Genomic DNA, 16,261 nt, shown 5'->3' with positions numbered 1-16,261 from the left:
GAACCAGACTAGCTACTTCGAGCTAACTCCAGGTTCGTGCTGCGATCAGGACTTGACTTGGAGTTCACTCGAACTTCAAGGATCGGGTCATGACAACGACTTCTTCCGCGCTCGGGTACGCCGAGCTCCCCGCCCTGCTGCGCCGGATGACCGGGGACGACAAGCACACCTTCGCCGCCACTTCCACCCTGGACGTGCTGTGGGTGCTCTACGACCAGGTCCTGTCGGTGGACCCGGAGCGTCCGGACGATCCTGATCGCGACCGCTTCCTGCTGTCCAAAGGACACGGTCCGATGGCCTACTACGCGGTGCTGGCGGCCAAGGGGTTCATCGCCGTCGAAGAACTGGACTCCTGGGGAAGCCACGGCTCCCGCCTCGGGTTCCACCCCGACCGGGTGCTGGTCCCGGGGGTGGAGATCAGCAGCGGTTCGCTGGGGCAGGGGCTCGCCCTGGGCGTCGGCACGGCCCTGGGACTGCGCGCCCAAGGGCGGACGAAACCCCGGGTGGTGGTGCTCACCGGGGACGCCGAACTCGACGAGGGCAGCAACCACGAGGCCATCGCGGTGGCCGGTCGGATGGGGCTTTCCCGGCTCACCGCGGTGGTGGTCGACAACCGGTCCGCCACGCACGGCTGGCCGGGCGGCATCGCCCGGCGGTTCTCCGTCGAGGGCTGGGAAACCCGCACCGCGGACGGGCGCGACCACACCGCCCTGCGCCAGGCGCTCGCCGACCGGCGCAGCTCCCGGCCGCTGGCCGTGATCGCCGAGGTCGAGCCCAAGGAGGTGGCGTGACCGTGCGCGAGACCTTCGTCAACACCACTACCGCAGCGCTCGACTCCGATCCGCGGATCGCCCTGGTGCTGGCGGACGTGTCGGCCGACCGGTTCACCGCAGCCGCCCGCCGCCACCCGGACCGGGTGATCAACGTGGGCATCCGCGAGCAAGCCATGATCGGCATCGCCGGCGGGCTGGCGCTGTCCGGGATGCGGCCGGTGGTGCACACCATCGCCCCGTTCCTGGTGGAACGACCGTTCGAGCAGATCAAGATCAGCCTCGACCACCAGGACGCGGCAGCCGTGCTGGTGAGCAACGGCGCTTCCTACGACTACTCCCAGGCCGGGCGGACCCACATGAGCCCGGGCGACGTGGCGCTGCTGGACGCCCTGCCCGGTTGGACCGTGCACGTGCCCGGGCACCCCGCGGAGGTCGAAGCGCTGCTGCGCACGGCGCTGGCCGGGGAGGGGCGCGTCTACCTGCGGCTCTCCGAGCAGACCAATCCGCGCCCGGAAGCGGTGGGCCCCGGCTGGTCGGTGCTCCGGCGCGGCGAGCGCGGCGTGGTGCTGGCGGTGGGCCCGATGCTCGGACCGGTGCTGCAAGCCACCAGCGGGCTGCCGGTGACGGTGCTGTACACCGCCACGGTCCGGCCGTTCGACTCCGCGGGGCTGAACCGGGCGGTGGAGCAGGCCGCGCCGGACGTCGTGCTGGTGGAGCCCTACCTGTCCGGCACCTCGGCGCACCTGGTGGCCGAGGCGCTCGCGACGACTCCGCACCGGGTGCTGCCGCTGGGGGTGCGCCGGGACGTCGAGCTGCGGGCGTACGGCACGCCGGAGGAGCACGCCGCCGCGCACGGACTGGATCCGGCTGCCCTCGCCGCGCGGATCCGGGCGTTCCTCGGTTGAACTCCCCGACATGCGGCGGCGCGGGCTCCGGCGGGTAGCCTGGTGCCGTGGCACGACGAATCGTCATCCTGGACTACGGATCCGGCAATCTCCGTTCCGCGGAACGCGCTCTCCAGCGCGTGGGCGCTGACGTCGAAGTGACCTCCGACAAGCATGCCGCGCTGGAGGCCGAGGGACTGGTCGTGCCAGGCGTGGGGGCCTTCGCCGCCTGCATGGAGGGGCTGCGCCGGGCCGAGGGCGACAAGATCATCGACCGGCGGCTCGCCGGCGACCGCCCGGTGCTGGGGATCTGCGTCGGCATGCAGGTGATGTTCGAGCGCGGCGTGGAGCACGGCGTGCAGGCCGACGGGTGCGGTCAGTGGCCGGGCGCCGTGGAGCGCCTGCAGGCCGACGTGCTCCCGCACATGGGGTGGAACGAGGTCCAGCCCGCCGAGGGCAGCGTGCTGTTCGCCGGGATCGAGCCGGGCACCAGGTTCTACTTCGTGCACTCGTTCGCCGCGCGCAAGTGGGAGATGGAGCCGTCGGAGTCCCTGGAGCCGGCCAAGGTGACCTGGGCCGAGCACGGTGAACCGTTCATCGCCGCGGTGGAGAACGGGGCGCTGTCGGCGACCCAGTTCCACCCGGAGAAGTCCGGCGAGGCCGGGGCCCAGTTGCTGCGGAACTGGTTGAACAGCCTGTGAGCCGCCGCTACGGACTGCTGCGTCCGGGCCTGGTCACCCGGTGCGTCGCCGTCGTCCTCGCGGTGGGGCTGGTTGCCGGGTTCACCCTCCCCTACCTGGTGCAGGCCGGGGTGCCGCTGTGGACCGGGGTGCTGCTGTCGCTGGTGGTGCTCGCGGTGCCGGTGATCGCCGTGGTCCGCGCCGACCGCGAGCAGCGCTGACGGTCGGGAACCCGGTCCGCGCCGACCGCGGCCGGGCCCAGTAGGGTTGAGCGCGTGAGTTTCACGCTGCTGCCTGCTGTTGACGTTGCTGAAGGACAAGCGGTACGGCTGGTCCAGGGTGCCGCTGGTACGGAGACTTCCTACGGGGATCCGCTGGAGGCCGCGCTGAACTGGCAGCGCGCCGGAGCGGAGTGGATCCACCTGGTCGACCTGGACGCGGCGTTCGGCCGCGGTTCCAATCGGGAGTTGCTGGCCGAGGTGGTCGGCAAGCTCGATGTCAACGTCGAGCTGTCGGGTGGTATCCGCGACGACGAATCGCTGCAGGCGGCACTGGCCACGGGCTGCCGGCGGGTGAACCTCGGCACCGCGGCGCTGGAAGATCCGGATTGGACGGACCGCGTGGTCGCGGAGCACGGTGACCGGGTGGCCGTGGGGCTGGACGTGCGGATCACCGAGCAGGGGCACCGGTTGGCGGCCCGGGGGTGGACCAAGGACGGCGGTGACCTCTGGGACGTCCTCGACCGGCTCAACGAGGCGGGCTGCTCCCGCTACGTGGTCACCGACGTCAGCAAGGACGGCACCCTCAAGGGGCCGAATCTGAAGCTGCTGCGGGAAGTCTGCTGGCGCACCGATGCCCCGGTGATCGCCTCCGGCGGTGTGTCCAGTGTGGACGACTTGGTGGCGCTGTCGGAACTCGCCCCGATCGGGTTGGAGGGCGCCATCGTCGGAAAGGCCCTCTACGCCGGCAACTTCACGCTGGAAGAGGCGCTGGCCGCGGTGCGCTGAAGGCGCGATGGGCCCCGCGCCCGCGGGGCCGGTGCCCAGCTCTACCCTGGGAGCATGGCCGTTGCGGTGCGTGTGATCCCCTGCCTTGACGTCGATCAGGGCCGGGTGGTCAAAGGTGTCAACTTCACGAACTTGCGCGACGCGGGTGATCCGGTGGAGCTCGCCCGCGTCTACGACTCCGAAGGTGCGGACGAGCTCACCTTCCTGGACGTCACCGCTTCCTCGGCCGATCGGGAGACCACCTACGACGTGGTGCGCCGCACCGCCGAGCAGGTCTTCATCCCGCTCACCGTGGGTGGCGGGGTGCGCAGCACCGATGACGTGGACCGGCTGCTGCGGGCCGGTGCGGACAAGGTGAGCATCAACACCGCGGCCATCGCCCGCCCGGAACTGCTGCGGGAGGCTTCGCAGCGGTTCGGCGCCCAGTGCGTGGTGCTCTCGGTGGACGCCCGCCGGGTGCCGGAAGGGGGCCAGCCGACTCCCTCCGGTTTCGAGGTCACCACCCACGGCGGCCGGCGCGGAACCGGCATCGACGCCGTCGAGTGGGCCGCTCGCGCCCAGGAGCTGGGGGTGGGCGAAGTCCTGCTGAACTCCATGGACGCCGACGGCACCAAGGCCGGCTTCGACCTGGAGATGATCCAGGCGGTGCGCAAGGTCGTCGACGTCCCGCTGATCGCCAGCGGCGGTGCCGGGGCCGTGGAGCACTTCGCCCCGGCGGTGCGGGCCGGTGCGGACGCGGTGCTGGCCGCCAGCGTCTTCCACTTCGGCGAGATGACCATCGGCCAGGTCAAGGACGCCATGCGGGCGGAAGGGATCACGGTGCGATGAGCGGCTTGGACCCGGCGATCGCGGCGCGGCTCAAGCGGAACGCCGACGGCCTCTTCGCGGCGATCGCCCAGCAGCGCGGCACCGGTGAAGTCCTGATGATGGCGTGGATGGACGACGAGGCGCTGCACCGCACGCTGACCACCCGTCGCGCCACCTACTACTCCCGCAGCCGCCAGCAGTACTGGGTCAAGGGCGAGACCTCCGGGAACACCCAGCACGTGCACGAGGTCCGGTTGGACTGCGACGGGGACACCGTGCTGCTGATCGTCGACCAGCAGGGCGGCGGTGCTTGCCACACCGGGGACCGCACCTGCTTCACCGCGGACGTGCTGCTCGGCCCGGAGAGCCCCGAACCGGCGGGCAGCGCCGGCTAGGCCCCGGGCGGGGCGGAGATGTCCCCGGTCAAGTAGCGCTGCAGCGCGGGCGCCACGGCGGCGACCACGGTGTCGTGGTCGGCGGACGCCAGCGGCTCCAGCTCGATCACGTACCGGGCCATGCCCAGACCGACGATCTGCGATCCGCACAGTGCGGCCCGCAGCTCCCCGCGGTCCATCCGCAGCTCGCCGATGAGCCGGCCGAACAGCACGGTCTTGATGAAGTCCCGCAGCATGCGCACGGCGTCGTGGTGGGTGGCGATGCTGCGGACCAGTGCGGTGAACTCCCCGCCGCCGTGCTCGTCCCACACGGTGAGGAACCGGCGGACGATGCGCTCGCCCAGCTGCTCCGGATCGCCGGCCAGCAGCTGGGGGACCAGCTGCGCCGGGTTCACCGGCAGCGACACCGCCGCGGTGAACAGGCCTTCCTTGTTGCCGAACCAGTGGTGGACCATGGCCGGGTCCACCCCGGCGCGCGCGGCGATGCCGCGCACCGTGGCGCCTTCGAACCCCTGCTCGATGAACACCTCCCGGGCGGCGGTGAGCAAGGCGTTCCTGGTGTCTTCGCCGCTGCTCCGGCGCCCCCGGCGCTTCCCTCCTCGCCGCTGCTCAACTCCCTCGCTGCGCACCCGTTCATCCTCCCCGGTGCCCGCGGGGAACGGCAAAGGACAGGAGGTGGCGGAGAGGTCGGCTCCCCCGGGCGGCACAATGACTCTATGGTCGGCGACGGTGAGATCGGCAGTATCAGCCCAGGACGAGAGGAGTTCCGCGAGCTCGCCAAGGGCCGCCGGGTGATTCCGGTGGTGCGGCGCCTGCTGGCGGACGACGAGACCCCGCTGGGGGTGTACCGCAAGCTCGCGGGGGACCGCCCGGGGACCTTCCTGTTCGAATCCGCGGAGAACGGGCGCTCCTGGTCCCGGTGGTCGTTCGTCGGGGTTCGCAGCGCTGCCGCGCTGACCGTGCGCGATGGTGCGGCGCACTGGATGGGCACGCCGCCGGTGGGGCTGCCGCAGGAGGGGGACCCGCTGCACGCCCTCCGGGAGACGGTCCGGCTGCTGCACACCGATCCGCTTCCCGGGCTGCCGCCGTTGACCGGCGGCATGGTGGGCTACCTCGGTTACGACATCGTCCGGCGGCTGGAGCGGCTGCCCGAGCTCACCGAGGACGACCTGCAGATCCCCGAGATGATGATGCTGCTGGCCACGGACATGGCGGCGCTGGACCACCACGAGGGCACGATCACGTTGATCGCCAACGCGGTCAACTGGGACGACAGCCCGGAGCGGGTGGACGCCGCCTACGACGACGCGGTGCGCCGGCTGGACGAGATGACCGAGCAGCTGTTCACCCCGGCCGAACCCACGGTCGCGGTGTTCTCCCGGCCGCAGCCGCAGTTCCACCGGCAGCGCACCCAGGAGGAGCACTTCGCCGCGGTGGAGAAGGCGAAGGAGGCGATCCGGGCCGGCGAAGCGTTCCAGGTGGTGGTCTCGCAGCGGTTCGAGATGCCCACCAGCGCTGACGCGCTGGACATCTACCGCGTGCTGCGCACCACCAACCCGAGCCCCTACATGTACCTGCTGCGGTTGCAGGCGCCGGAGGACGACAGCTCGTTCGCCATCGTGGGGTCCAGCCCGGAGTCGCTGGTGACGGTGCGCGACGGGCAGGCGACCACGCACCCGATCGCCGGCACCCGGTGGCGCGGTGCCGATGCCGACGAGGACGCGCGGCTGGAGAAGGAACTGCTCAACGACGAGAAGGAGCGGGCCGAGCACCTGATGCTGGTCGATCTCGGCCGCAACGACCTGGGGCGGGTCTGCCGGCCGGGTTCGGTGCGGGTGCTGGACTTCTTCCGCATCGAGCGCTACAGCCACGTGATGCACATCGTGTCCACTGTGACCGGACAGTTGGCGGAGGGGAGGACGGCTCTCGACGCGGTCACCGCCTGCTTCCCGGCCGGCACGCTGTCCGGGGCGCCGAAACCGCGGGCGTTGGAGCTGATCGAGGAACTGGAAGTCACCCGGCGCGCCCAGTACGGCGGGGTGGTCGGGTACCTGGACTTCGCCGGGGACGCGGACACCGCGATCGCCATTCGCACCGCCTTGCTGCGCAACGGGACCGCTTACGTGCAGGCCGGTGGTGGCATCGTCGCCGATTCCGACCCGCGGGCCGAGGACCAGGAGTGCCTGAACAAGGCTCGCGCCGTGCTGAACGCGGTGGCGACGGCGGAAACGTTGCGGCGCCCGGAGAGCGCCCAGCACACGGAGGAAAGCGTTGACCAACGGGGCGGAATCCAAGCCCACAACCGGTAAGCGTCCGCTGTGGGCGGTGTTGCTGCTGGTGCTGGCCGCTGCTGGGCTGCTGTGGGCGGCCAGTTCGGTGACCTGGTTCCAGCAGCGCTACCGGTCCCCGCTGGGCGGGGCGAGCGACGTCGCCGTCACCGGGGAGATGCTGTGGCCGGAGCTGGTTCCGCTGGCGCTGGCCTCGTTGGCCGCGGGGGCGGCGGTGCTGGCCACCCGCGGCTGGTTCCGGCGGTGCATCGGGCTGGTGGTGGTCGCCATCGGCGCGGTGCTGGGGTGGCGGCTCGCCCAGGGGAACTCCTGGTCCGCCTTCGTTCCCCCGGAAGTGCCAACTGGCAGCGAGCCGGTGGGCGCGCCGGCCCTCGGTGCCACCGGCCCCCTTCTGCTGGGGGCGTCCGCGCTGTGCCTGCTCGCCGCTGGGGTGCTGGTGGTGGTGCGGGGCGGCCGGATGCCCGCGATGGGGGCGAAATATTCCGCGCCGGGAGCAACCAAACCGCGTTCCCAGGATGTGGGCAGGCGGATGTGGGACGACTTGAACGAGGGTCGGGACCCCACGGAGGAGGACCGGTAACCCAGGTAGCTGGCTGACCGGGTGAAACCCACGTTCTACTGGCGAGTATCCGGTTGGCTGCACGCAAACAGCCTTGCTGCGCTGGGATGTTGCGGCGACCCCTTGCTGAGGGGGGCTGCCGGACAGGGTTTAGCATCGGCCATGCGACGGCACGGCGGGAAGGGGAGTGTCGTGATCGAGCGCAACGAATTCAGGTGCGCAGCCGCCGACTTGCGGGTGACTGTTCGGGGCACGGCTGGCGAGGTGTTCGCGTGACCGTTTTGGAATCAATCATCGAAGGCGTTCGCGAGGATCTCGCCGAGCGTGAAGCCGCTGTTCCGTTCGAGGAGATCAAGCAGCGCTCGGCGGCCGCACCACCGCCGCGGGACGCGCTGGCGGCGCTGGACGCCCCGGGTGTCGGGGTGATCGCCGAGGTCAAGCGGTGCAGCCCGTCCAAGGGCGTGCTCGCGGACATCCCGGAGCCGGCCGAACTGGCGGCCGACTACGCGGCGGCCGGTGCTCGGGTGATCAGCGTGCTCACCGAGCGGCGCAGGTTCGGCGGTTCCCTGGCCGACTTCGACGCGGTGCGCGCCAAGGTCAACGTCCCGCTGCTGCGCAAGGACTTCATCATCAGCCCCTACCAGGTGCACGAGGCCCGTGCGCACGGCGCGGACATGGTGCTGCTGATCGTGGCGGCGCTGGAGCAGAACGCGCTCGAGGGCCTGCTGGACCGGGTCGAATCCCTGGGCATGACGGCGCTCGTCGAGGTGCACACCGCCGAAGAGGCCGACCGGGCGCTGGAGGCCGGGGCGAAGGTCATCGGCATCAACGCCCGGAACCTGCACACCCTCGAGGTGGACCGGGAGGTGTTCGGCAAGATCGCTCCGGGCCTCCCGCAGGACGTGCTGAAGGTGGCCGAGTCCGGGGTTCGCGGACCCAGCGACCTGATGGCCTACGCGGGTTCGGGGGCGGACGCCGTTCTCGTCGGCGAGGGCCTGGTCACCAGTGAGAACCCGAAGATGGCGCTCACGCAGCTGGTGACCGCAGGATCACACCCGGCGTGCCCCCGCTCCAGCCGGTAACGCGGATAATCGGTGCTTCACCCGCGGACGCGGGTGGCAGCACGGCACAGGAGGTAAGGCAATGACCGCCAGCGGCGCCGAGACCGCGCGCGCTCACCGCAAGGGCAAGCCCGTGCCCGAGGGGCACGATCCCGATCCACGCGGTCATTTCGGGGACTACGGCGGGCGGTTCATGCCGGAAGCGCTGATCGCCGCGCAGGACGAGCTGGCCGCTGAGTACGAGAAGGCCCAGCAGGACCCCGAGTTCCTGGCCGAGCTCGACGACCTGCTGCGCAACTACGCCGGCCGTCCTTCGCTGCTCACCGAGGCCAAGCGGTTCTCCGAGCACGCCGGTGGGGCTCGCATCCTGCTCAAGCGGGAGGACCTCAACCACACCGGCTCGCACAAGATCAACAACGTGCTCGGGCAGGCCCTGCTGGTCAAGCGGATGGGCAAGCGCCGGGTCATCGCCGAAACCGGGGCCGGCCAGCACGGGGTGGCCACCGCGACGGCGTGCGCGCTCCTGGACCTGGAGTGCGTGATCTACATGGGCAAGGTCGACACCGAGCGGCAAGCCCTCAACGTGGCCCGGATGCGGTTGCTGGGCGCCGAGGTGATCCCGGTTGACAACGGCTCGGCCACCCTCAAGGACGCCATCAACGAAGCCCTGCGGGACTGGGTGACCAACGTCGAGACCACGCACTACCTGCTGGGCACCGCGGCCGGGGCGCACCCGTTCCCGGTGATGGTGCGCAACTTCCACCGCGTGATCGGCGACGAGGCCCGGCGGCAGGTGCTGGAGCTGACCGGTCGGCTGCCCGACGCGGTCGCCGCCTGCGTGGGCGGTGGCTCCAACGCCATCGGCATCTTCCACGGGTTCATCGACGACCCGGAGGTCCGGCTGTTCGGTTTCGAACCCGGCGGCCACGGCATCGACAGCGGTGAGCACGGGGCGACCCTGACCGCGGGCACCCCCGGAACGCTGCACGGCGCCCGCTCCTACCTGCTGCAGGACGAGGACGGCCAGATCACCGAGGCCTACTCGATCTCCGCCGGGCTGGACTACCCGGGCGTGGGGCCGGAGCACTCCTACTTGAAGGACATCGGCCGCGCCGAGTACCGCGCGGTCACCGACGACGAGGCGATGCAGGCCTTCCGGCTGCTGTCGCGGACCGAGGGCATCATCCCGGCCATCGAGTCCGCGCACGCCCTGGCCGGGGCCATCCAGCTGGGCAAGGAGCTCGGCCCGGAGGCGATCATCCTGGTCAGCCTGTCCGGGCGGGGCGACAAGGACATGGACACCGCCGCCAAGTACTTCGGCCTGGTGGACGGTGACGAGCAGGAGGAATCCCGGTGAACCTGCGCGAGGTCTTCCAGAGTTGCCAGGACGAGAAGCGGGCAGCTCTGATCGGCTATCTACCCGCGGGATTCCCGACGGTCGAGGGCTCCAAGAAGCTCTTCGACGCGATGCTGTCCGGCACCGGGGACAAGCCGGGGTGCGACATCGTGGAGGTCGGCGTCCCGTTCTCCGATCCGGTGATGGACGGTCCCACCATTCAGCGGGCCAGTGAGACCGCGCTGCGCGCGGGCTTCCGCCTGCGGGACACCTTCGACGTGGTCTCCTCGATCGCCGACAGCGGCCGGGCCGCCGTTGTGATGACCTACTGGAACCCGGTGCACCGGTACGGTCTGGAAGCCTTCGCCCGCGACCTGAAGGCCGCCGGCGGACTCGGGGTGATCACCCCGGACCTCATCCCCGACGAGGCCGACGAGTGGATCGAGGCCACCGACAAGCACGGCCTGGACCGCATCTTCCTGGTCGCCCCTTCCTCCACCGAGGAGCGGCTGGCGCTGACCACCAGGGCCAGCTCCGGCTTCGTCTACGCCACCTCGGTCATGGGGGTCACCGGAGCGCGGGACCAGGTCGGGGAGGCCGCGGCGAAACTGGTGCAGCGCACCCGGGCCCACACCGACCTGCCGATCTGCGTCGGCCTGGGCGTGCGTTCGCAGCAGCAGGCGGCCGAAGTCGCGTCCTTCTCCGACGGGGTGATCTCCGGTTCGGCGTTCGTCGCGCGGGCCGAGGAGCAGGGGCCGGACGGCGTGGCCGAGCTCGCCGCGGAACTGGGCAGCGGAGTTCGTTCGCGCTGAGCACGTGATCTCCGGCCCGGGCGGTTCCCGGCGTTGGTGGCCCTACCGATACGGTTAGTGCCGTGAGTGCCGTGGTTGCCGCTTCGGGTAGTGCTTTCTTGGCCACCATTCCAAGCCCTCCGCGAGGTGTCTGGCACATCGGGCCGTTCCCGCTGCGCGCGTACGCGCTGTGCATCATCGCGGGGATCGTGGTCGCGATCTGGCTGGGCACTCGGCGGTGGGTGGCCCGTGGCGGCCGGGACAGCGACGTCATCGACATCGCGGTCTGGGCCGTTCCGTTCGGTTTGGTCGGCGGCCGCCTCTACCACGTCGCGACGGACTGGCACAAGTACTTCGGGCCCGGCCAGAACCCGGTGGACGTCTTCAAGATCTGGGAAGGCGGCCTGGGCATTTGGGGAGCGGTCGCGCTGGGTGCGCTGGGCGCCTGGATCGGCTGCCGGCGGCACGGCATCCCGCTCCCGGCCTTCGCCGATGCGGTGGCGCCCGGGCTCGTCCTGGCCCAGGCCATCGGACGGCTCGGCAACTACTTCAACCAGGAGCTCTACGGCGGGCCGACCGAGCTGCCGTGGGGGTTGGAGATCTACCGGCGCATCGACCCGGAAACCGGGCTGGCGGACCCGATCGCCGGGGTGGCCGTCGGGCCCCCGGTGGCGGTGGTGCATCCGACGTTCCTGTACGAGCTGCTGTGGAACGTCGGGGTGTGCCTGCTGCTGGTGTGGGCCGACCGGCAGTTCCGGATGGGGCGCGGCCGGGTCTTCGCCCTCTACGTGGCCGGCTACACCGCGGGCCGGTTGTGGATCGAGTTGATGCGCACCGACGAGGCGACCCACCTGTTCGGGGTGCGGATCAACGTGTTCACGTCGATCATCGTGTTCCTGCTGGCGGTGCTCTACCTGCTGCTGGTGCGCGGCGGCCGGGAAGCTCCGGAGGCGCTCGGCGGAGGAGCGCGGACGCAGCCGGACGGCGCGGCGGAGGACGGTGGCGAGGAGCCGGACCGCCAAGCGCAGCGGGACGACCGAGGTGGCGACGGGACGTCGCGGGACTAGCCCGCCACCGACCGCACCGGTGCCACCACCGGAGAACCGTCCGGGGCGGTGAGCACCGCGATCCGGGCCGCGTAGCGGTCGGCCAGCGCGGACGGTTGCAGCACCTCGCTGGGAGCTCCTTCGGCGATCGTGGTCCCGGAGTCGAGCAGCAGCAGCCGGTCGGCGTACTGGGCGGCCAGGGTGAGGTCGTGCAGGGTCATCACCACCGTCGTGCCCAGTTCGCCGCGCAGCTCGTCGATCAGGTCGAGCAGGGCTTGCGCGTGCCCGACGTCCAACCCGGTGGTGGGTTCGTCCAGCAGCAGCACCCCGGCCTGCTGGGCCAGCGCCCGGGCCAGCACTGCGCGCTGCCGTTCTCCCCCGGAGAGGGTGTTCAGCGGGCGGTCGGCCAGGTGCTGCAGGTCCAGTCGGGTGATCAGGGAGCGGACCAGTTCCAGGTCCCTCGCGCTCTCCCGGCCCAGCGGCCCCAGGTGCGGGGTCCGGCCGAGCAGCACGTAGTCGGTGACCGTCAAGCCGATCGGTATCTGCGGGATTTGCGGCGCGTAGCCGACCAGGCGGGCCCGCTCCCGGCGGCGCATGCTGCCGAGCGGTTTCCCGCCCACCTGCACGAGCCCGCGGTGCGGGATGAGCCCGGCGATGGCTTTCAGCAAGGTCGATTTGCCGGCTCCGTTGGGCCCGATGATGCCCAGCCAGCTGCCGGACTCCACCGTGGTGGACACCCCCGACACCACCGGCGTGCGCCGGTAGCCGGCGGAGAGGTCGCTGATCGTCAAGGTGCTCACGCGCGCCTCCGGTGCAGCAGGAAGGCGAAGAACGGGGCACCGGTGAACGCCGTGATCACGCCGATCGGGATTTCCGCCGGGGCCAGCAGGCTGCGCGCCAGCAGGTCCGCCAGCACCAGGAAGGCCCCGCCGAACAGCAGGGAGAGCGGCACGATGATCCGGAAGCTGCCGCCCGCGGCCAGCCGGACGAGGTGCGGCACCACCAGGCCGACGAAGCCGATGAGCCCGGCCACCGACACCGCCGCTGCGGTGGCCAGCGAAGCGGCGCCGAGCACCAGCACCCGGACCCGGCCCGGGTGGACCCCCAGCGCGGTGGCCTCCTCGTCACCGGTTCCCATCAGGTCGAGCAACCGGGCGCAGGAGCACAGCACCACCGCGGCCACCGCCAGGTAGGGCAGCACCACCAGCACTTCCCACCAGCCGGTGGTGCTCAGCCGCCCCAGGATCCACATGTAAACGCTCTGCAGCGACTCCACCCGCAGCTGTTGCACGAAGGTCTGCCCAGCGGTGAGGAACGACCCGACCGCGACCCCGGCCAGCACCAGGGTCGTGGTGTCGCGGCCGGCGGACCTGCCGACCAGCCAGGTCAGGGTGACGCCGCCCACCGCGCCGGCGAACGCGGCCAGCTGGACCCACGAGCTGGTGCCGGCCGCGGGCAGCGCGGTGATCACCACGGTCACGGCCAAGCCGGCACCGGCCGCGGCGCCCAACAAGTACGGGTCGGCCAGGGGGTTGCGGAAGACGCCCTGGAAGGCAGCACCGGACACGGCCAGGGCCGCTCCCACCAGCGCGCCCAGCACCACCCGGGGCACCCGCAGCTGCCACAGGATCGCCGCTTCCCGCTCGGTGAGGGGGGACGTGCCCCCGGTGAGCTGGGCGACCAGCTCTCCGAGGACGCGCTGCCAGCCCAGCTCCGCCGCGCCCAGCAGGACCGCCGCCAGCGAGCACGCCACCAGCGCCACGACCGCGGTGACCAGGTGGCTCATCCGCAGGCGGGACGGCTGGGGGCGGGTGGTCAGCTGCTCGGTCGTGGTGCTGCTCACCCTTGCTGAGCCTTGGCGATCGCGTCGCTGACCGCGCGCACCATGTCCACCACGCGCGGTCCCCACCGGCTGGCGATGTCGTCGTCCAGTTCGACGACCCGGCCGTGGCGCACCGCGTCCAACGTGTCCCAGCCCGGACGCTCGGCCACGGAGGCGGCGGTCACCCCGTGGCCCTTGGTGTCGGCCAGGAAGATCAGGTCCGGGTTGGCCCGCAGGATGTGCTCTTCGGAGAGCTGCGGGAATTCACCGCCGGCCGAGTCGGCGATGTTGGTCAGCCCGAACAGCTCGTACACGCTGCCGACGAAGCTCTGCGAAGTCGCCGTGTAGAAGTCGGGACTGACCTCGTGGTAGTAGCTCATCGGCCGCTGCGGCTTGGGGGTGTCCCGCACGATCTTGTCGATGTCCGCCCGCATCCGCTTGACCAGGTCGACGGCCTGCGTCCGGTGCCCGGTGGCTTGGCCGAGGACTTCGATCTGCTGGTAGGCCTCTTCCAGGTTCTTCGCCGCCGGGGTGAGCAGCACCGGGACGTCCACCTCGCGCAGCCCCTCGGCCAGCTTCTCCGAACCGTCCGGGAGGATCACCAGGTCCGGGTCGTGCCCGGCCACGGCCGCCGCGTCCGCGGTCAGGGCGGACAGGTCGGTGCGCGGGGCGTGCTCCGGGTGGTTGGAGTACGCGTCCACCGCGATGACCTGGTCGCCGGCGCCGACCGCGTACAGGGCCTCGGTGGCGGTGGGCGAGAGCGAAACGATCCGCTTCGGCTGGTGGGTCAGGGTGACCGGTTCCTGGCCGGGCAGCTGCACCTTCGCCGGGAACGCCGACGCCGGGTCGGCGACCGGACCGGAGGGGTCGGAGTGCGGGCGGTTCGCGCACGCGGACACCCCGAGAAGCAGCACTAACGCCGCGCACAGCGTGGCTATTCGACGGAAACCGATCATTTCTTCCCTCGGCTTCGGCCGGTGCAGGCTGGCGTGGGCCGGAGGGAAGCCGACGCCGCACCCCTGCACCGGGGGTGGCGGACATCTGCGCCAGCGCAAGGCGACCTGACTCGACCCGACCGGGCCATCACAGTTGCGGCACAGTACCGGATTCGCACCGGATTTCGCTTGTCGCTGGCGGTTGCTCGGAGTCTTCGCAACGAGGACCCTGAACAGGGAAGATACCAGGAATTGATCGAGGGTCACGGCGGTGGACGCAGTGTCCTGGCCCACGAAGGCGGGTCTGCGGGCGAATTGGCGGTTACTTTGGCGTGGAACAGGCCCTTGCCCGGGCGATCGTTGCTGGCCACGGGGCTTTGGCATGGTGGTGCAGGTAGCCGGCCTGTTAGGGTTTTTGAAAATCGATGACTGCTGGGTGTCCGAACGGTGTCCAGCGCGCTCTTTTCAACCGCCGAGAAATCAAGCGGGCCAACGTCGTCCCGTGCCGCAGAACGGAGCCGGTGATTACCAGGCTCTTCGCACGAAACGGACGAGGAGGTCTGCGCGGTGGTCTTTTCGGCCGCCCCTGCGTCCCAGGGGCTGTACGACCCGGCTGCAGAACACGACGCCTGCGGTGTGGCCATGGTGGTCGACGTCCGCGGTCGGCGTTCCCACGGCATCGTCGCCGACGCGTTGACCGCGCTGGTCAACCTGGATCACCGAGGGGCCGCTGGGGCCGAGGAGACCAGCGGTGACGGTGCGGGGGTCCTCGTTCAACTGCCGGACCGGCTGTTCCGGTCCGAAACCCGGCTGCCGCTGCCCGAGCCGGTCGCCGGCGAACACCGCTACGCGGCCGGGATGGTCTTCCTGCCGAGCGCGGAGCCGCAGCGCAGCCAGGCGGTGGAACTGGTCGAACGCTTGGCCGACGAGGAAGAGCTCGACGTGCTGGGCTGGCGCGACGTGCCGGTCGAGCCGGAAGCTGCCGAGGTGGGGCCCACGGCGCGCAGCTGCATGCCGCACTTCGCCGTGCTGTTCGTGGCCGGCCGGCGGGGAGAAGCCGGTCTGGACCTCGACCGGCTCGCGTTCTGCCTGCGCAAGCGGGCGGAGCGGGAGGCGGCCCGGAACGGGCTGGAACTGTACTTCGCTTCCCTGTCCAGCCGCACCTTCGTCTACAAGGGCATGCTGACGCCCACCCAGCTGCCGGCCTTCTTCCCGGACCTGACCGACCAGCGGACCGAGAGCGCGATCGCGCTCGTGCACAGCAGGTTCTCCACCAACACCTTCCCGTCTTGGCCGCTGGCGCAACCGTTCCGGTACATGGCGCACAACGGCGAGATCAACACCATTCGCGGCAACCGCAACCGGATGCGCGCCCGCGAAGCGCTGCTCGCCTCCGACCTGATCCCGGGGGACCTGAGCCGGCTGTTCCCGATCTGCGACGACGCCGGCTCCGATTCGGCGTCCTTCGACGAGGTGCTGGAACTGCTGCACCTCGGCGGGCGCTCCCTGCCGCACGCGGTGCTGATGATGATCCCGGAGGCGTGGGAGAACCACGCGGAGATGGCTCCCGAGATCAGGGCCTTCTACCAGTTCCACGCCAGCTTGATGGAGCCGTGGGACGGACCGGCCTGCGTGGCCTTCACGGACGGGACCCTGGCCGGTGCGGTGCTGGACCGCAACGGGCTGCGCCCGGGGCGCTGGTGGCGCACCGCTGACGAGCGGGTGGTGCTGGCCAGCGAGAGCGGGGTGCTCGACATCGAGCCCGAGCGGGTGGTCGCCAAGGGGCAGTACAGCCACGGCTACTCGGGTTTCGAAGGAGTGCACGACGAGCACGGGGAGCTCCCGGAGTGGCTGCGCCGCCACGGGGTGGACGAGGT

General features: G+C 71.0%; 17 protein-coding genes, 1 pseudogene and 1 riboswitch. Of the genes and pseudogenes, 14 read left to right on the top strand and 4 right to left on the bottom strand.

The window, feature by feature from the left end; translation table 11 throughout:
• The first annotated feature begins 89 nt into the window (after positions 1-89).
• Genes SREC43747_RS0111405 through hisI form a run of 7 tightly spaced genes read left to right on the top strand, consistent with a single transcriptional unit; the run spans position 90 to position 4,546 of the window.
• Positions 90-791 (top strand): thiamine pyrophosphate-binding protein, encoded by a 702-nt coding sequence (locus SREC43747_RS0111405; protein WP_029721373.1) that lies wholly within the window; start codon positions 90-92, stop codon positions 789-791.
• Positions 788-1,678 carry a transketolase family protein gene (locus SREC43747_RS0111400; RefSeq protein ID WP_029721372.1) on the top strand — a complete coding sequence of 297 codons (891 nt, stop codon included), beginning with the start codon at positions 788-790 and terminating at the stop codon, positions 1,676-1,678. The genes SREC43747_RS0111405 and SREC43747_RS0111400 overlap by 4 nt, the downstream gene beginning before the upstream one ends.
• A 47-nt stretch (positions 1,679-1,725) precedes the next feature.
• Positions 1,726-2,358, top strand: a complete 633-nt coding sequence (hisH, locus tag SREC43747_RS0111395; RefSeq protein WP_037331816.1) for an imidazole glycerol phosphate synthase subunit HisH — start codon at positions 1,726-1,728, stop codon at positions 2,356-2,358.
• Positions 2,355-2,558, top strand: a complete 204-nt coding sequence (locus SREC43747_RS0111390; protein WP_236623147.1) for a hypothetical protein — start codon at positions 2,355-2,357, stop codon at positions 2,556-2,558. Before hisH ends, SREC43747_RS0111390 begins: the two co-directional genes overlap by 4 nt.
• A gap of 54 nt (positions 2,559-2,612) precedes the next feature.
• Complete coding sequence (gene priA, locus SREC43747_RS0111385; RefSeq protein ID WP_029721369.1) at positions 2,613-3,344, top strand: bifunctional 1-(5-phosphoribosyl)-5-((5-phosphoribosylamino)methylideneamino)imidazole-4-carboxamide isomerase/phosphoribosylanthranilate isomerase PriA; 732 nt, start codon at positions 2,613-2,615, stop codon at positions 3,342-3,344.
• 54 nt (positions 3,345-3,398) lie between these two features.
• On the top strand, positions 3,399-4,172 hold the full coding sequence (hisF, locus tag SREC43747_RS0111380; protein ID WP_029721368.1) for an imidazole glycerol phosphate synthase subunit HisF: 774 nt from the start codon (positions 3,399-3,401) through the stop codon (positions 4,170-4,172).
• The gene (gene hisI, locus SREC43747_RS0111375) at positions 4,169-4,546 is read left to right on the top strand and encodes a phosphoribosyl-AMP cyclohydrolase (protein ID WP_029721367.1); all 378 of its coding nucleotides are present in this window, start codon (positions 4,169-4,171) and stop codon (positions 4,544-4,546) included. The genes hisF and hisI overlap by 4 nt, the downstream gene beginning before the upstream one ends.
• On the opposite strand, the gene SREC43747_RS0111370 is transcribed toward hisI, so the two are convergent.
• Complete coding sequence (locus SREC43747_RS0111370; RefSeq protein WP_029721366.1) at positions 4,543-5,175, bottom strand: TetR/AcrR family transcriptional regulator; 633 nt, start codon at positions 5,173-5,175, stop codon at positions 4,543-4,545. The two genes, hisI and SREC43747_RS0111370, sit on opposite strands and share 4 nt — an antisense overlap.
• Positions 5,176-5,262: 87 nt before the next feature.
• Here SREC43747_RS0111370 and SREC43747_RS0111365 point away from each other — a divergent pair, with 87 nt between their 5' ends.
• From SREC43747_RS0111365 to lgt, 6 genes are all read left to right on the top strand, one after another.
• Positions 5,263-6,855, top strand: coding sequence for an anthranilate synthase component I (locus SREC43747_RS0111365; protein ID WP_029721365.1), 1,593 nt, complete (start codon positions 5,263-5,265; stop codon positions 6,853-6,855).
• 16 nt (positions 6,856-6,871) lie between these two features.
• Positions 6,872-7,414, top strand: a complete 543-nt coding sequence (locus SREC43747_RS0111360; protein ID WP_236623146.1) for a Trp biosynthesis-associated membrane protein — start codon at positions 6,872-6,874, stop codon at positions 7,412-7,414.
• 251 nt (positions 7,415-7,665) lie between these two features.
• The gene (trpC, locus tag SREC43747_RS0111350; RefSeq protein ID WP_029721363.1) at positions 7,666-8,475 is read left to right on the top strand and encodes an indole-3-glycerol phosphate synthase TrpC; all 810 of its coding nucleotides are present in this window, start codon (positions 7,666-7,668) and stop codon (positions 8,473-8,475) included.
• A 61-nt stretch (positions 8,476-8,536) separates the two neighbouring features.
• Entirely contained in the window at positions 8,537-9,811 is a 1,275-nt protein-coding gene (gene trpB, locus SREC43747_RS0111345; protein WP_029721362.1) for a tryptophan synthase subunit beta, read from the top strand.
• Positions 9,808-10,602: a tryptophan synthase subunit alpha gene (gene trpA, locus SREC43747_RS0111340; RefSeq protein WP_029721361.1), complete on the top strand. Its 795-nt coding sequence runs from the start codon at positions 9,808-9,810 to the stop codon at positions 10,600-10,602. The genes trpB and trpA overlap by 4 nt, the downstream gene beginning before the upstream one ends.
• A 62-nt stretch (positions 10,603-10,664) precedes the next feature.
• Entirely contained in the window at positions 10,665-11,648 is a 984-nt protein-coding gene (gene lgt, locus SREC43747_RS0111335) for a prolipoprotein diacylglyceryl transferase (protein ID WP_081722540.1), read from the top strand.
• Here lgt and SREC43747_RS0111330 read toward each other — a convergent pair.
• Genes SREC43747_RS0111330 through SREC43747_RS0111320 form a run of 3 tightly spaced genes read right to left on the bottom strand, consistent with a single transcriptional unit; the run spans position 11,645 to position 14,405 of the window.
• Positions 11,645-12,427 (bottom strand): ABC transporter ATP-binding protein, encoded by a 783-nt coding sequence (locus tag SREC43747_RS0111330; RefSeq protein WP_029721359.1) that lies wholly within the window; start codon positions 12,425-12,427, stop codon positions 11,645-11,647. The two genes, lgt and SREC43747_RS0111330, sit on opposite strands and share 4 nt — an antisense overlap.
• A complete protein-coding gene (locus SREC43747_RS0111325; RefSeq protein ID WP_081722544.1) occupies positions 12,424-13,413 on the bottom strand; it encodes a FecCD family ABC transporter permease in 990 nt (329 codons plus the stop codon). The genes SREC43747_RS0111330 and SREC43747_RS0111325 overlap by 4 nt, the downstream gene beginning before the upstream one ends.
• A 53-nt stretch (positions 13,414-13,466) precedes the next feature.
• Positions 13,467-14,405, bottom strand: coding sequence for an ABC transporter substrate-binding protein (locus SREC43747_RS0111320; protein ID WP_029721357.1), 939 nt, complete (start codon positions 14,403-14,405; stop codon positions 13,467-13,469).
• 52 nt (positions 14,406-14,457) lie between these two features.
• A riboswitch (adenosylcobalamin (AdoCbl) riboswitch) is annotated at positions 14,458-14,599 on the bottom strand.
• A 352-nt stretch (positions 14,600-14,951) separates the two neighbouring features.
• On the opposite strand from SREC43747_RS0111320, the pseudogene SREC43747_RS20260 reads away from it, so the two are divergent.
• Positions 14,952-16,261 (top strand): annotated as a pseudogene (locus SREC43747_RS20260) (glutamate synthase subunit alpha); the annotation flags it as partial.

Source organism: Saccharopolyspora rectivirgula DSM 43747 (assembly GCF_000497205.1).
In the GTDB taxonomy this organism is placed as follows: Bacteria; Actinomycetota; Actinomycetes; order Mycobacteriales; family Pseudonocardiaceae; genus Saccharopolyspora; species Saccharopolyspora rectivirgula.
The sequence above is the reverse complement of the archived record's forward strand: the minus strand, read 5'-3'. Positions and strand labels throughout refer to the sequence as shown.

Coding starts and splice junctions, on each gene's coding strand:
- SREC43747_RS0111405 (WP_029721373.1), top strand. CDS start 90: ATGACAACGACTTCTTCCGCGCTCGGGTACGCCGAGCTCCCCGCCCTG.
- hisF (WP_029721368.1), top strand. CDS start 3,399: ATGGCCGTTGCGGTGCGTGTGATCCCCTGCCTTGACGTCGATCAGGGC.
- hisI (WP_029721367.1), top strand. CDS start 4,169: ATGAGCGGCTTGGACCCGGCGATCGCGGCGCGGCTCAAGCGGAACGCC.
- SREC43747_RS0111365 (WP_029721365.1), top strand. CDS start 5,263: ATGGTCGGCGACGGTGAGATCGGCAGTATCAGCCCAGGACGAGAGGAG.
- trpB (WP_029721362.1), top strand. CDS start 8,537: ATGACCGCCAGCGGCGCCGAGACCGCGCGCGCTCACCGCAAGGGCAAG.
- SREC43747_RS0111325 (WP_081722544.1), bottom strand. CDS start 13,413: ATGAGCCACCTGGTCACCGCGGTCGTGGCGCTGGTGGCGTGCTCGCTG.
- SREC43747_RS0111320 (WP_029721357.1), bottom strand. CDS start 14,405: ATGATCGGTTTCCGTCGAATAGCCACGCTGTGCGCGGCGTTAGTGCTG.